The sequence below is a fragment of the Sphingomonas sp. J315 genome, assembly GCF_024666595.1.
In the GTDB taxonomy this organism is placed as follows: domain Bacteria; phylum Pseudomonadota; class Alphaproteobacteria; order Sphingomonadales; family Sphingomonadaceae; genus Sphingomonas.
This window is the reverse complement of record NZ_CP088296.1, coordinates 2,409,925-2,423,278: the sequence shown is the minus strand read 5'-3', so window position 1 is coordinate 2,423,278 and position 13,354 is coordinate 2,409,925. Positions and strand designations below refer to the sequence as shown.

Annotated in this window: 16 protein-coding genes, 1 tRNA gene and 1 pseudogene; 12 read left to right on the top strand and 6 right to left on the bottom strand. The window is 66.8% G+C overall.

Going from position 1 to position 13,354, the window contains the following annotated elements; translation table 11 throughout:
* Nucleotide 1: 1 nt before the first annotated feature.
* The 7 genes and pseudogenes from sufC to LRS08_RS12375 all read left to right on the top strand — a co-directional run bounded on the left by sufC (nucleotide 2) and on the right by LRS08_RS12375 (nucleotide 4,551).
* Nucleotides 2-745 (top strand): Fe-S cluster assembly ATPase SufC, encoded by a 744-nt coding sequence (gene sufC / locus LRS08_RS12405; protein ID WP_260480775.1) that lies wholly within the window; start codon nucleotides 2-4, stop codon nucleotides 743-745.
* Nucleotides 745-1,119 carry a hypothetical protein gene (locus LRS08_RS12400; RefSeq protein ID WP_257843398.1) on the top strand — a complete coding sequence of 125 codons (375 nt, stop codon included), beginning with the start codon at nucleotides 745-747 and terminating at the stop codon, nucleotides 1,117-1,119. Before sufC ends, LRS08_RS12400 begins: the two co-directional genes overlap by 1 nt.
* Entirely contained in the window at nucleotides 1,116-1,433 is a 318-nt protein-coding gene (locus LRS08_RS12395) for a hypothetical protein (RefSeq protein ID WP_257843399.1), read from the top strand. Before LRS08_RS12400 ends, LRS08_RS12395 begins: the two co-directional genes overlap by 4 nt.
* Nucleotides 1,430-2,527 carry a SufD family Fe-S cluster assembly protein gene (locus LRS08_RS12390; RefSeq protein ID WP_257843401.1) on the top strand — a complete coding sequence of 366 codons (1,098 nt, stop codon included), beginning with the start codon at nucleotides 1,430-1,432 and terminating at the stop codon, nucleotides 2,525-2,527. The genes LRS08_RS12395 and LRS08_RS12390 overlap by 4 nt, the downstream gene beginning before the upstream one ends.
* Nucleotides 2,528-2,532: 5 nt before the next feature.
* A pseudogene (locus tag LRS08_RS12385) lies at nucleotides 2,533-3,734 on the top strand (cysteine desulfurase).
* Complete coding sequence (locus LRS08_RS12380) at nucleotides 3,731-4,195, top strand: SUF system Fe-S cluster assembly protein (RefSeq protein WP_257843402.1); 465 nt, start codon at nucleotides 3,731-3,733, stop codon at nucleotides 4,193-4,195. The pseudogene LRS08_RS12385 and the gene LRS08_RS12380 overlap by 4 nt, the downstream one beginning before the upstream one ends.
* The gene (locus tag LRS08_RS12375) at nucleotides 4,195-4,551 is read left to right on the top strand and encodes a HesB/IscA family protein (RefSeq protein WP_257843403.1); all 357 of its coding nucleotides are present in this window, start codon (nucleotides 4,195-4,197) and stop codon (nucleotides 4,549-4,551) included. Before LRS08_RS12380 ends, LRS08_RS12375 begins: the two co-directional genes overlap by 1 nt.
* A gap of 144 nt (nucleotides 4,552-4,695) precedes the next feature.
* Here LRS08_RS12375 and LRS08_RS12370 read toward each other — a convergent pair whose 3' ends face one another.
* Entirely contained in the window at nucleotides 4,696-5,115 is a 420-nt protein-coding gene (locus tag LRS08_RS12370; RefSeq protein WP_257843404.1) for a VOC family protein, read from the bottom strand.
* Nucleotides 5,115-6,110, bottom strand: a complete 996-nt coding sequence (locus LRS08_RS12365) for a D-glycerate dehydrogenase (protein ID WP_257843405.1) — start codon at nucleotides 6,108-6,110, stop codon at nucleotides 5,115-5,117. The genes LRS08_RS12370 and LRS08_RS12365 overlap by 1 nt, the downstream gene beginning before the upstream one ends.
* A gap of 97 nt (nucleotides 6,111-6,207) precedes the next feature.
* Between LRS08_RS12365 and LRS08_RS12360 the strand changes: the two genes are divergently transcribed.
* Nucleotides 6,208-6,696 carry an SH3 domain-containing protein gene (locus tag LRS08_RS12360; RefSeq protein WP_257843406.1) on the top strand — a complete coding sequence of 163 codons (489 nt, stop codon included), beginning with the start codon at nucleotides 6,208-6,210 and terminating at the stop codon, nucleotides 6,694-6,696.
* Between the two features lie 168 nt (nucleotides 6,697-6,864).
* Here LRS08_RS12360 and LRS08_RS12355 read toward each other — a convergent pair whose 3' ends face one another.
* Together LRS08_RS12355 and LRS08_RS12350 are read right to left on the bottom strand one after the other, a co-directional pair.
* Nucleotides 6,865-7,521 (bottom strand): RlmE family RNA methyltransferase, encoded by a 657-nt coding sequence (locus LRS08_RS12355; protein ID WP_257843407.1) that lies wholly within the window; start codon nucleotides 7,519-7,521, stop codon nucleotides 6,865-6,867.
* A 28-nt stretch (nucleotides 7,522-7,549) separates the two neighbouring features.
* Complete coding sequence (locus tag LRS08_RS12350) at nucleotides 7,550-8,620, bottom strand: Ppx/GppA phosphatase family protein (protein ID WP_409456253.1); 1,071 nt, start codon at nucleotides 8,618-8,620, stop codon at nucleotides 7,550-7,552.
* A gap of 168 nt (nucleotides 8,621-8,788) precedes the next feature.
* Here LRS08_RS12350 and LRS08_RS12345 point away from each other — a divergent pair.
* A tRNA-Gln gene (locus LRS08_RS12345) sits at nucleotides 8,789-8,862 on the top strand.
* 57 nt (nucleotides 8,863-8,919) lie between these two features.
* Here the strand turns inward: LRS08_RS12345 and LRS08_RS12340 are convergent.
* Nucleotides 8,920-10,107: an acetyl-CoA C-acyltransferase gene (locus tag LRS08_RS12340; protein ID WP_257843408.1), complete on the bottom strand. Its 1,188-nt coding sequence runs from the start codon at nucleotides 10,105-10,107 to the stop codon at nucleotides 8,920-8,922.
* A gap of 71 nt (nucleotides 10,108-10,178) precedes the next feature.
* Here LRS08_RS12340 and LRS08_RS12335 point away from each other — a divergent pair, with 71 nt between their 5' ends.
* The 3 genes from LRS08_RS12335 to LRS08_RS12325 are packed head-to-tail and all read left to right on the top strand — an operon-like array spanning nucleotide 10,179 to nucleotide 12,575.
* On the top strand, nucleotides 10,179-10,430 hold the full coding sequence (locus LRS08_RS12335) for a hypothetical protein (RefSeq protein ID WP_257843409.1): 252 nt from the start codon (nucleotides 10,179-10,181) through the stop codon (nucleotides 10,428-10,430).
* The gene (locus tag LRS08_RS12330; protein WP_257843410.1) at nucleotides 10,423-11,166 is read left to right on the top strand and encodes a prepilin peptidase; all 744 of its coding nucleotides are present in this window, start codon (nucleotides 10,423-10,425) and stop codon (nucleotides 11,164-11,166) included. The genes LRS08_RS12335 and LRS08_RS12330 overlap by 8 nt, the downstream gene beginning before the upstream one ends.
* 2 nt (nucleotides 11,167-11,168) lie before the next feature.
* A complete protein-coding gene (locus tag LRS08_RS12325; protein ID WP_257843411.1) occupies nucleotides 11,169-12,575 on the top strand; it encodes a coniferyl aldehyde dehydrogenase in 1,407 nt (468 codons plus the stop codon).
* Here the strand turns inward: LRS08_RS12325 and LRS08_RS12320 are convergent.
* Complete coding sequence (locus LRS08_RS12320) at nucleotides 12,572-13,267, bottom strand: glutamine amidotransferase (protein ID WP_257843412.1); 696 nt, start codon at nucleotides 13,265-13,267, stop codon at nucleotides 12,572-12,574. The two genes, LRS08_RS12325 and LRS08_RS12320, sit on opposite strands and share 4 nt — an antisense overlap.
* Between the last annotated feature and the right edge of the window lie 87 nt (nucleotides 13,268-13,354).

Here is a 13,354-nt window from a genome sequence, read left to right as displayed (position 1 = left end):
CATGCTCCAGATCACCAATCTCCACGCCGAAATCGACGGCAAGCCGATCCTCAAGGGCCTGACCCTCAGCCTCAATGCCGGCGAAGTCCATGCGATCATGGGCCCCAACGGCGCGGGCAAGTCGACGCTCGGCTATGTCCTTGGCGGCCGCCCCGGCTACGAGGTGACCGAGGGCAGCGTGACCTTCAACGGCACCGACCTGCTCGAGCTCGAACCCCATGAGCGCGCCGCCGCCGGCCTGTTCCTGGGTTTCCAGTACCCGGTCGAAATCCCCGGCGTCTCGAACGTTCAGTTCCTTCGCGAAAGCCTCAACAGCCAGCGCCGTGCACGCGACGAGGCCCCGCTGTCGGGGGCCGAGTTCCTGAAACTCGCCCGCGCCCAGGCCGCCGCGCTGGAGATGGACGCAGAGATGCTCAAGCGCCCGGTCAATGTCGGATTCTCGGGCGGCGAGAAGAAGCGCAACGAGATGGTTCAGATGGGCATCCTCGATCCCAAGCTCGCGATCCTCGACGAAACCGATAGCGGCCTCGACATCGACGCGCTGCGCATCGTCGGCGACGGCATCAACCGCATCATGCGCGCCCCCGACAAGGCGGTGCTGCTGATCACCCACTATCAGCGCCTGCTCGATTATGTGAAGCCCGACTTCGTCCACATCCTCGCCGATGGCCGCATCGTGAAGACCGGCGGCCCCGAACTCGCGCTCGAACTGGAGCGTGAGGGCTATTCGCAGGTGGCGGCGTGATGACGTCGCGGCAAGGCTGGATCGCGGCGCTGCTCGGCACCAGCCTGTGGGCGTGCGGCGCGGGAATCGTCCACTTTCTTCCCTTCCTGTTCGACGGCGGGATCGCGACCGCGGCGATGTTCGGGGTCGGCGTCATCACCAGCCTGATCACGGTCGAAGTGGCACGCCGCCTCGGCAGCGCGTCGGGCGCGCCGCTGATCGCCATGATGGCATTGGGAACCGGAATCGCCCTGCTGCTGGACGGAATCGGTTTCGCCTTCCTGCCCGATATCTATGCCGGGCGCAGCTTCGCCAGCCAGGCGGGCGCGGCCTTCATCATGTGGGCCGGCGGTGTCGGACTGCTGATCGCTCTGGTGACGGAGCGGAAGCGATGAGCCTGCTCGCACTCGCACTCCAGGCCGCCGCACCGCCGCCGATCGACCCGACGACTGAAGAAGAAATCCTCGTCATCGCGCCAAAGCTCGACCGCATTGCCGTGTCAATCACGCGCAAGCGGGGCGACCAGTATGACTGCTCGCTCAGTGAGACGACCGGCGTCGACACGCTGGATGCCGCGCTATGCCGCACTGCGGTCGGATGCGTGCGCCACGGCAACAAGACCAATGATGCGATCAAGGGGTGTGTCGCCCGCGCCCGCCCGGCGCTGGTCGCGCAGCTGCGCCAGCACTTGAAGGGGCGCCAGCCATGACCCACGGCCTTGTACTCGACGCCCCGATCGCGGAAGATTGGCGCTGGTTCGACGCCGCGCCGCTCGATGCGCTCGCAGCAACGCCGCGCGGTGCCGCGCCTGACGTCGCGCACCTGTGGATCGACCGCCCCGGCCCGCGCCTGTTGTTCGTCGACGGCGCATTCGTCGCGGAGGCGAGCGCCCCCGGCCCGGTCGAGATTTCCGCCGCGCCGATCCGCACCCCTGCCAACCCCTATTCGGAAGCGGCATGTACCTACGCTCAGGCAGGCTATGTCCTGTATCTGAAGTCTGGAGCCGCACTCGACGGCCCGGTACAGGTGATCCACGTCACCACCGGCGGCGTCGCGCATCTGTCGAACAAGATCGTGCTTCAGGCTGATGCGGTCGCATCGCTCGTCGAAACGCATGTTGGTCCCGGCTGGAGCAACGCCAATCTGTGGGTCGAGCTGGGCGAAGGCGCGCGACTGATGCGCGCCGTCCGCGTTCTCAAGGAAGACGGCGCACACACCGACTACGCCGATGCCACGATCGGTAAGGCGGGCAGCTTCGTCAGCACCGCGCTCGTCACCGGCTGCCGCACCGCACGGGTCGAGGCGCGGCTGACGCTGACCGGCGAGGGTGCCTATGGCGAGGCTGGCGGCGCGCTGCTGACCCGTGGCGGCGAGAAGGCCGATGCCGCAACCGTCGCCGATCATGCCGCGCCGGAAGGGACCAGCCGCCAGATCTGGCGCGCGGTCGCCGCCGACACCTCGACCGCCAGCATCGCCTCGCGCGCGCAGGTCCGCCGCGATGCGCAGAAGACCGATGGCGAGCAATCGCTGCGCGGCCTGCTGCTCAAGCGCACCGCGACAGTGAATCTGAAGCCCGAACTCGAAATCTTCGCCGACGATGTGAAATGCGCCCACGGAGCGACGGTGGGCGAGCTCGATGCCAAGGCGCTGTTCTACATGCAGTCGCGCGGCATCCCCGAGGCACAGGCCAAGGCGCTGCTGACTCGCGCCTTCGTCACCGACGCAATCGACCGGATTGACGACGAAGCGGTGCGCGCGGCGTTCGCGGCGGATGCCGACGCCTGGCTGGAGGCGGCGTTGTGAGTACGCTGACGGCGACCGCTCCGCTCGACCTCCTCGCCGATTTCCCGGCGATCCCGGCGGGCTGGGCCTATCTCGACACCGCCGCGACCTCGCAAAAACCGCGCCCGGTGATCGACGCGATCACCCGCGGCTACGCGCAGGATTACGCCACCGTCCATCGCGGCGTGTATCAGCGCTCGGCCGACATGACCCTCGCCTATGAGGCCGCACGCCGCCGCGTCGCGACCTTTATCGGCGGGCGCGAGGACGAAGTCGTGTTCGTGCGCGGCGCGACCGAGGGGATCAACCTCGTCGCGCAGAGCTGGGCGATCCCCAACCTCAAGCCCGGCGACCGCATCCTGCTCAGCCAGCTCGAACATCACAGCAATATCGTGCCGTGGCAGATGGCGGCGGAGCGCACCGGCGCGATCATCGACGTGGTGCCGCTGACCGACGACCACCGTATCGACCTCGACGCGATGGCGGCGATGCTGACCGAGCGGCACAAGCTGGTCGCGCTCGCCCATGTCTCCAACGTCATGGGCTCGATCCTCGACGTGCAGCGCGCCACCGAATTGGCGCATGGCGTCGGCGCGAAGATCCTGATCGACGGCTGTCAGGCGGTCCCCCGGCTGCCCGTCAACGTCGCCGAGCTCGGCTGCGACTTCTACGTCTTCTCCGGCCACAAGCTCTACGGCCCGACCGGCATCGGCGTGCTGTGGGGCCGCCACGACCTGCTCGACGCGATGCCCCCTGGCAGGGCGGCGGGTCGATGATCGACCGCGTGACCTTCGCGAAAACGACCTACGCCCCCGCCCCAGGCCGGTTCGAGGCGGGAACCCCGCACATCATCGGCGTTACCGGGTTGCACGCCGCGATCGACTATGTCGATGCCATCGGCCTCGACCGCATCCACGCGCACGAAACCGCGCTGGTGAAGCAGGCCCGCGACGCGCTATCCGGCCTCAACAGTGTGCGGCTGCTCGGCCCCGACGACAGCGCCGGAATCGTCAGTTTCGTCGTGGAGGGGGTGCATCCGCACGACGTCGCCACCATCTTGGACGAGGGCAATGTCGCCATCCGCGCCGGGCATCACTGCGCCCAGCCGCTGATGGACAGCCTCGGCGTCCCGGCGACGGCACGTGTCAGCTTCGGGGTTTACAATGGCGCGGCGGACATCGCCGCGCTGGTCAAGGGGATAGAGCGAGTGACGAGGATCTTCGGATGAACGAAGAACGCAGGATCGAAGTCGAGCAAGTGGACGCCGTCGCCGCCCCGCCGCGCGCCCGTGTGGAAGATGCGCGGGAAACGTTCGAACGCAAGCGCGACTATCTCGAAGGCTTTTTGTCCCAGAAGCCCTCGGATGTCCCCAAAGGCGAACCCGGCGGCGCGACCTATGAAGCGATCATCGACGCCTTGAAGGACATTTTCGACCCCGAAATCCCGGTCAACATCTACGACCTCGGCCTGATCTACAATGTCGAGGTCACCGATGCCGGGCATGCCGTGGTGACGATGACCCTCACCACCCCGCACTGCCCGGTCGCCGAATCCATGCCGGCCGAGGTCGAGCTGCGTGTCGGCGCGGTGCCGGGCGTCGGCCACGCCGAGGTCAACCTCGTCTGGGATCCGCCTTGGGACCCGGCGAAGATGAGCGACGAGGCCCGGCTCGAACTGGGGATGCTGTGATGACCGAAGTCAAAACCCGCGCCCGCCCCGCCGCGATCCTTCTGACCTCCGCCTCGGAAGCCCGCATCGCCGACCTGATGTCACGCGCACCGGAAGGGGCGATCGGCGTCAAGCTCTCGACCCCGCGTCGCGGCTGTTCAGGCCTTGCCTATTCGGTCGATTACGTCACCGCCGCCAATCCGATGGACGAGCGGATCGACACCCCCGGCGGCACCCTGTTCGTCGATGGCGGGTCGGTGCTCTACCTGATCGGATCGACGATGGACTGGGTCGAGGACGATTTCACCGCCGGCTTCGTGTTCAATAACCCGAACGCCAAGGGCGCCTGCGGCTGCGGCGAGAGCTTCACTGTCTGACGAAGCCCCCAAGTCGAACACCGCCCGCAACGCCGCCCTCGCCGCGACGGTGCTGCTCGCACCCGGCGGGTTCATTCTCGGCGGCATCCTGATCGCCCGCGCGCTCAGGAAACGGCGGGAGGCGAAGGAAGCGGAAAGCGCGGATTAAACCGCGAACAGCTGCCCGATATCCTTGAATGCCTTGAATTCCAGCGCGTTGCCGGCGGGATCAAAGAAGAACATCGTCGCCTGTTCGCCGGGCTGTCCGGCAAAGCGGATATGCGGTTCGATCACGAACTGCGTCCCCGCCGCCTTCACCCGATCGGCCAGCGCGTGCCACTCGTCCCAGTCGAGCACAAGCCCGAAATGCGGCACCGGCACCGCATCGCCATCGACCGCATTGCGCAGGCGGACCCCAGCACCTTCCCCCTTGTGCAGCACCAGCTGATGCCCGCGCAGGTCGAAATCGATCCAGTGATCCGGGTCCTCTCGCCCCTGCGGACAACCGAGCAGGTCGCCATAGAATGCGCGCCCCGCCTCCAGATCGTCGACCGGGATCGCCAGATGAAAACGCGGCATCGTCATCACATCCATCCTTCCAGAACCTGATCGGGCGGACGATGGCCGTCGGCCCAGAAACGGATATTGGCGATCACCTTCTCGCCGGTCGCCTGCCGCCCCTCGAACGTCGCGGACCCCATATGCGGCGTCATCACGACATTGGGCAGTGCGAGCAGGCGCGGGTCGATTTGCGGCTCGAACCGCCATACATCCAGGCCCGCCCCGGCGAGCCTCCCGGCCTCCAGCGCATCGACCATTGCCTCTTCATCGACGATCCCGCCGCGCGAGGCGTTGATGAGGTAGACATGCGGCCCAAGCAACCCGATCCGCCGCGCGTCGATGAGGTCGCGGCTCGCGTCGTTGAGGGGCGTGTGGATCGTAAGGATATCGATCTCGCCCAGCATCGTATCGAGATCGGCATGGAATGTCGCGCCCAGTTCCGCCTCGACCTGTTCAGGCAGGCGATGGCGGTTGTGATAGTGGATCGACAGGCCGAATGCCCGCGCGCGCCGCGCGACCGCCTGGCCAATCCGGCCCATGCCGACAATGCCCAGCGCCTTGCCGCCGATGCGATGTCCCAGCATCCCGCCAGGCGACCAGCCCTTCCACTGGCCCGACCGCACCAATTTCTCGCCTTCCGCCAGCCGACGCGGAACGGCAAGGATCAGCGCCATCGTCATGTCGGCGGTGTCTTCGGTCAGCACGCCCGGCGTGTTGGTCACGACGATCCCCCGCGCACGTGCCGCCCGCAGGTCAATATGGTTCACCCCGGCACCGAAATTGGCGATCAGCTTCAGCCGCTCGCCAGCCGCAGCAATCACTTCGGCGTCGATCGTATCGGTGACGCTGGGCACCAGCACGTCGTAATCGCGCACCGCCGTGATCAGCGCCGCGCGGTCCATACCTTCCTCGACGGGGTTGAGGGTCGTATCGAACAGCTCGACCATCCGCTGCTCGACCGCGTCGGGGAGCTTGCGGGTGACGATCACGCGGGGCCGGGATACGCGCGGCTGTGCCATGCCGGATCGCTTGGCCCCGCGACGCGCGCACGTCAACGGTTGATGCGGACGCATCGCGCCCTCTAAGATCGTTTCAATCCGAACTTTGGGGGATTCGATGCAGTTGCGTGTGGTTCTGGCGGCGCTGGTGACGCTCGCGCTCGGCGTGTGCGCGATCGGCGATGCCTGGGCGCAGCAGCGTAAACCGCCCTATTTCGCGTCGATCGCGGCTGGCAAGGCGCGGATGCGCACCGGGCCGGGACGCAACTACCCCTCCAGCTGGCTCTATGTCCGCGCCGATCTGCCGATCAAGGTGATCGAGGTGTATAATGATTGGCGCAAGGTCGAGGACCCGGACGGCACCCAGGGCTGGATGCTCGTCTCGCTTCTTTCAAGCCAGCGTACCGCGATCGTCGTCGGATCGGTACTGGAGATGCGCGACGAACCCCGCTTCGGCGCACGGGTCAACTGGCGCGCTGCACCCGGCGTGGTGGGTAAGATCAGCAAATGTCGGCGGGGGTGGTGCTGGCTCGATGTCCGCGGGCGCGGCGGCTATGTCGAACAGAACCGCGTCTGGGGCACCGACCCGGGCGAAGAAGTGCCCTGATACTCGCGTCCGTTTGTGCTGAGCTTGTCGAAGCACCGAAGCACCGAAGCGCAGACTAGCGGCCCTTCGACAATGATCAGGTGGAACGTCCCCCGGACGTTCCAGCCAAAGCTGGGAGCTTTGGCGACCATCATCATCAGGGCAAACGGCGTTCAGGGGGTCGGCGCTTCAAGTTTCGGCGTCATCCGAAGCCATAGGCCGCCCCTTGAACCCCTGCGCTACCACGAACCACTCGACCGATCCCTTGCGGCTCGACGGCGGCTTGGCGTGCTTCACGCTCGCGAAGTTGCGCTTCATCTCCGCAACCAGCGCGCTGTCCGCGCCACCAGCGAACACCTTGGAGACGAACACCCCGCCCGGCACGAGATTGCGGATCGCGAAGTCGAGCGCGGTCTCGACCAGTCCCATGGTGCGCAGCGCATCGGTCTGGGCATGACCGACCGTGTTCGCCGCCATGTCCGACATGACGAGGTCGGGCGCACCGCCCAGGGCCTCGACCAGCAGATCCGGTGCGGCATCGTCCGTGAAGTCCATCTGGAAGATGGTGACGCCCTCGATCGGATCGACCGGCAACAGGTCGATACCGACCACTGCGGCCTTGGGCAGCTTGCGGCGAATCACCTGCGCCCAGCCGCCCGGCGCGATGCCGAGATCGACGACCCGCTTTGCGCCCTTGAGCATGTCGAATTTCTCGTCGAGTTCGATCAGCTTGTACGCCGCTCGGCTGCGATACCCTTCCGCCTTGGCGCGCTTGACATAGGGGTCGTTGAGCTGGCGTTCGAGCCAGCGAACCGACTGGGTGGTCCGCCCGCGTGCAGTGCGCACGCGCGTGTGACCACGACTGCCCCCCGGCTCACAGCGTGCGTCCGTCGATCAGGCGGCGCAAGATGCCCTCGCGAATGCCGCGATCGGCGATGCCGAGCCGTTCGGCGGGCCAGATGTCCATGATCGTCTCCAAAATCGCACAGCCCGCGACTACCAGGTCAGCGCGCTCCGCCCCGATGCAGGGAATCGCCGACCGGCCGGCAAGGTCAAGCTCCGCAACGCGCTGACTGACTGCGCGCATCGAAGCCGCCGGCACAATCAGACCGTCCACTGCGTTGCGATCATAGGACGGCAGGCCGAGATGCACGCTCGCCAGCGTCGTTACCGTTCCGCTGGTTCCAAGCAGCCGTGGGGTGCCGCGAATCGTCGGAAGGCGCGCGACAAAGGGAGCAAACGCCTCCTCTACCGCCGCGCGCATCCGCGCATAGGCGGCGATGCGGGTTTCGGCATCGTGATCCCCGGTAATGCCCCGCGCTTCGGTAAGGGATACCACCCCCCAGGGCGCGCTATGCCAGTCGAGGATGCGCGGACGCTCACCCGTCGAATCGACGACCACCAACTCGGTCGATCCACCGCCAATGTCGAACACCAGCGCAAGACCATCACCCGGCTCAAGCAAGGCATGACAGCCCAGCACAGCCAGCCGCGCCTCTTCCTCCGCGGTGATGATGTCGAGCACGATTCCGGTCTCGCGATAGACGCGCTGGATGAATTCAGGGCCGTTCGCCGCCTGACGGCACGCCTCGGTCGCCACCGATCGGGACAAAGCGACGTTGCGACGGCGCAGCTTGTCAGCGCAAATGCGCAATGCCGCGATCGTCCGCTCAATCGCGGCGTCCGACAGCCGTCCGCTCGACGCCAGTCCCTCGCCCAGCCGGACGATCCGTGAAAAGGCATCGACCACGGTAAAGCCACCCCCGGTCGGGCGGGCGATCAGCAACCGGCAATTATTGGTGCCCAGATCCAGCGCGGCGTAGTGGCGCGCCTCCGGCCAGCGCGCGCGACCGCCATTCTGGCCCGGATTCGAGGCCGGACTTGGGGCCGGGCGGGCCGGTTTCTTGGCCGGCGGGCGCGGCATCCTGGCGGAGCCATCCCCCATGTACCTACTCACTTATGTTCTTCCGTCACGGCCGAAAGGGGCCGCCGGTGCTTGGCAGCCAAGCTAGCGCAACGACTTGGGGCAAGCAAGCGGCGCTCAGGGAACCCCGTGACGTTACCTATTGACCCGCGCCGCAAGCCCGCATAAATGCGCGCCCTCCGAGCGTGATGCCCTGTCGTCTAATGGTAAGACCACGGACTCTGACTCCGTTAATTGTGGTTCGAATCCACACGGGGCATCCAATTTCCTGACCATCGCTGACCACGACCGGCGCTCCGCACCGGTCGCGTCGCGTGCCTTCAGTCGATCAGTTCCAGCGCCACAGCGGTCGCCTCGCCGCCGCCGATGCACAGCGACGCGACGCCGCGCCGCTGGCCATTATTCTGCAGCGCGGCGATGAGTGTCGCCATGATCCGCGCGCCGCTTGCGCCGATCGGGTGACCCATCGCGCACGCGCCGCCATTGATGTTGAGCACATCGTGCGGGATGCCCAGGTCGCGCATCGCGATCATCGCGACCACCGCGAACGCCTCATTCACCTCGAACAGGTCGACATCGCCGATTCCCCAGCCCGCCTTGGCCAGCGCCTTTTGCATCGCATTGACCGGAGCCGTGGTGAAACGCGCGGGGGCGTGCGCGTGGCCGGCATGGGCGACGAGGCGCGCGACCGGCGTCAGGCCCAGCCGCTCGGCGACCGACGCGCGGGTCATCACCAGCGCCGCTGCCCCGTCCGAAATCGACGAGGCATTGGCGGCAGTCACCGTGCCGTCCTTGGCAAAGGCGGGCTTGAGCGTCGGGATCTTGGCGGGGTCGCCCTTGGCGGGCTGTTCGTCGAGCGCGACGGTGACCACGCCCTTGCGCGTCTTGACCTCTACGGACACGATCTCGCGATCGAACGCGCCCGAACCCTGCGCCGTCTGCGCGCGGGTCAGGCTGGCGATGGCATAGGCGTCCTGCGCCTCGCGCGTGAACTGATATTCGGTCGCGATCTCCTCCGCATAGGTGCCCATCGCGCGGCCCGGCTCATAGGCGTCTTCGAGGCCATCGAGGAACATGTGATCGTACAGCCGATCATGCCCGATCCGCGCGCCGTTGCGGTGCTTGAGCGAGAGGTAGGGCGCATTGGTCATGCTCTCCAGCCCGCCCGCGATGATCAGGTCCGCCGATCCCGCCGCCAGTGCGTCCGACGCCATGATCGCCGCCTGCATCCCCGATCCGCACATCTTGTTGACCGTCGTCGCCTCGATATGCTGCGGCAGCCCCGCCCGGATCGCCGCCTGGCGCGCGGGGGCCTGTCCCAGGCCAGCGGGCAGCACGCAGCCCATATAGATGCGCTCGATCGCCTCGCCCTTGAGGCCCGCACGCTCGACCGCCGCGCCGACCGCAGTCGCGCCCAGCTCAGTGGCAGTCACATCGGCCAGCGCGCCCTGCATGCTGCCCATCGGGGTGCGGGCGTAAGAGACGATGACGACGGGGTCGGTGGACATGTTGGCCTCTCCAGGAGTTTCGTTTCGGGCGATCTAGGCGCGTGCCTTCGCAAATGCAAAAGGGAGCGACGATGGAACTGCTCGACATCCTCAAATGGTTCGCCTCGATCAGCGGCATCGTCGCGGCGTTCATGGTCAGCCTCGACAATGGCCGGCGCGTGACCGGATGGGGTTTCGCGCTGTTCGTCGCGTCGAGCATCGCGTGGATCAGCGGCGCGCTGATCGAGGGTGAAACGCCGCTGTTGTCGCAGAATCTGGTGCTGTTCGGGATCAATATCTTCGGCGTCTATCGCTACCTGATCCGGAAAAAGGCCGATGGCTGACTGGGCCTGGCCCCTCCTCCTCGGTATCCTCGGACTCGTTTTCGGCAGCTTCATCGCGACCGTCGCGCTGCGCTGGCCACAGGGACGTAGCGCGATGCGCGGGCGGTCGGCATGCGATGGGTGCAACAAGGCACTGGCCGCGCATGAGCTGATTCCACTCTTCAGTTGGGTGGTCCAGCGCGGCCGGTGTCGGGCATGCGGCAATCCGATCCATGCGGCGCATCCCGCAACGGAGGCAGCAGGGCTGGCAATCGGCATCGCGGCTGGCCTGGTAGCGCCGGGTTGGGAGGGGGTCGCCGGGGCAGTGTTCGGCTGGCTGCTGCTCGCACTCGCCGCACTCGACCTCGCCGCCTTCTGGCTGCCCAATGTGCTGACCGCAGCGCTTGCGGTCGCGGGAATCGCCGACGGCATCTTCTTCGCGCCCGGCTGGATCGACCGCATCCTCGGCGGGCTGATCGGTTTCGGGCTGCTCTACCTCGTCGCCTTCACCTACCGCCATGTCCGGGGTCGCGAGGGACTGGGCGGGGGCGACCCCAAGCTGTTCGGGGCGATCGGCCTGTGGCTCGGCGCGTCGATGCTCGCCCCCGTTCTGCTCGGCGCAAGCGTCACCGGGCTCGCCGTCGCGCTCGCCATGAAACTCTCGGGACGCGAAATCGGGATGACGAGTCGGCTTCCACTCGGCACATTGCTCGCGATCGCCGCATTCCCGGCGTGGCTCTATTCGGTTGGAGTGTGACGATGCGCGCGATTCTCGATGCCCAGCGGGCGGCGTTCATGGCGGAGCTGCCGGTCGGGCTGGACGTGCGCAAGGATCGGCTGAAGCGCGCCGCCGCGCTGGTCCGCGACAATGCGCCACGCTTCTGCGACGCGCTGAGCGAGGATTTCGGCCATCGCAGCCGCCAGCAATCGATGATCACCGACATCGCCGCATCGGTCTCCCCGCTCGATCATGCGCGCAAGTCGCTCGACCGCTGGGCGCGGCGCGAGAAGAAGCCGGTGATGTTCCCGCTCGGCCTGCTCGGCGCAAAGGCCTGGGTCGAGTATCAGCCCAAGGGCGTGGTGGGGATCATCTCGCCGTGGAATTTCCCGGTCAATCTGGTGATGAGCCCGCTCGCCGGCGTGTTCGCCGCCGGCAACCGCGCGATGGTCAAGACCAGCGAGTTCACGCCCGTGACCGCGGCGTTGTTCGAGGAACTGGCCCCGCGCTATTTCGACCCGACCGAGCTGGCGTTCGTCAGCGGCGGCCCGGAGGTGGGCAAGGACTTCGCGGCGCTGCCGTTCGACCATCTGCTGTTCACCGGAGCGACCGCAATCGGCCGCCACATCCTCCACGCCGCCGCCGATAATCTGACCCCGGTGACGCTGGAGTTGGGTGGCAAGTCGCCCGCGATCCTCGGCCGCTCCGCCAATCTGTCACAGGCGACCGAACGGGTGGCGATGGGCAAGATGCTCAACGCGGGTCAAATCTGCATCGCGCCCGACTATCTGATGGTCGCTGCGGAGCAGGAGGCAGCAGCAGTCGACGGGATCGTCGCGGCGGCTTCGGCGATGTACCCCAGCCTGCTGGCCAACCCCGATTACACCTCGGTCGTCAACGACCGGCATTATGCCCGCCTGACCGCCGCCATTGCAGACGCGCGCGACAAGGGCGCGGAGGTGATCGAGGTGAACCCGGCGGGCGAGGACTTCGCCGCTTCGAACAGCCGCAAGCTCCCGCTCCACATCGTCCGCAACCCGACCGACGACATGATCGTGATGCAGGAGGAGATTTTCGGTCCGATCCTCCCCGTCCGCAAATATGACAGCATCGACGGCGCGATTGCCGAGGTGAACCGGCGCGACCGCCCGCTCGCGCTCTATTACTTCGGCAGCGACGAGAGCGAGCGTCGTCGCGTGCTCGACCGGACGATCTCGGGCGGAGTCAGCCTCGACGACACGATCTTCCATGTCTCGATGGAGGAATTGCCGTTCGGCGGGATCGGACCGTCAGGCATGGGCGCCTATCATGGCGAGCCGGGCTTTCGCACCTTCAGCCACGCCAAGTCGGTGTTCAAACAATCGAAGCTCGACGTCGCCAAGCTCGGCGGTCTCAAGCCGCCTTATGGCAAGGCGACCGACACCGCGATCAAACGGCAGCTCGGCTAGAGCCCCCGCAGCCACTCCGCGATCATCGCCCGGCCTGCGGTCACTGCAAATGCGCCGTGGCGGTCATGCTGGGCGCGCAGTTCGGCAACCGTCAGCCCGGCTTGCCCGACATAATCGTCCGCGCCGTCGAGCCACTGGTCGAAGCGCGGGTCCTCGCCCATTTCGGCGTGAAACTGCAGCGCGAGAATTTCTGGCCCGCGCCGGAATGCCTGATGGCGATAGGCGTCGGTCGAAGCGAGCAGCTCGACCCGCTCGGGCAGCGGGAAGGTGTCGCCATGCCAGTGCAGCACCGGCACGTCGGCGACATGTCGCAGCGGCGAATCGGCCCCCACATCGTGCAGCGCGACCGGGGCGAAGCCAACTTCCTTGACCGGCCCGGCATGGACCTTCTCTCCCATCGCGGCTGCGATCATCTGCGCGCCAAGGCAGACGCCCAATGTCGGCAGACCCAGCGAGACTCGACTCGCCAGCCTGTCGATTTCGCAGTCGATCCAGGGGTTCGCGTCGCGCTCATACACCCCCATCGGCCCGCCCATCAGGATCAGCAGGTCGGGGGTGTTGAAATCGGTGCGCGAAAAATCCGGATCGGTGACGTCGATCCGCTCCAGCTCATACCCCGCCGCCTCGACCGGCTCGCGGAAGCCGGCAATCCCTTCAAAGGGTACGTGGCGGACGATCAGGGCACGCTTCATCCCTGAATTATAGAAACGCGCGATGCCGAAGCGAACAAGCGATGCTTGATTCGGGAAAAGGCGGCGCGCGGTTGGCCGCGCGCCGCC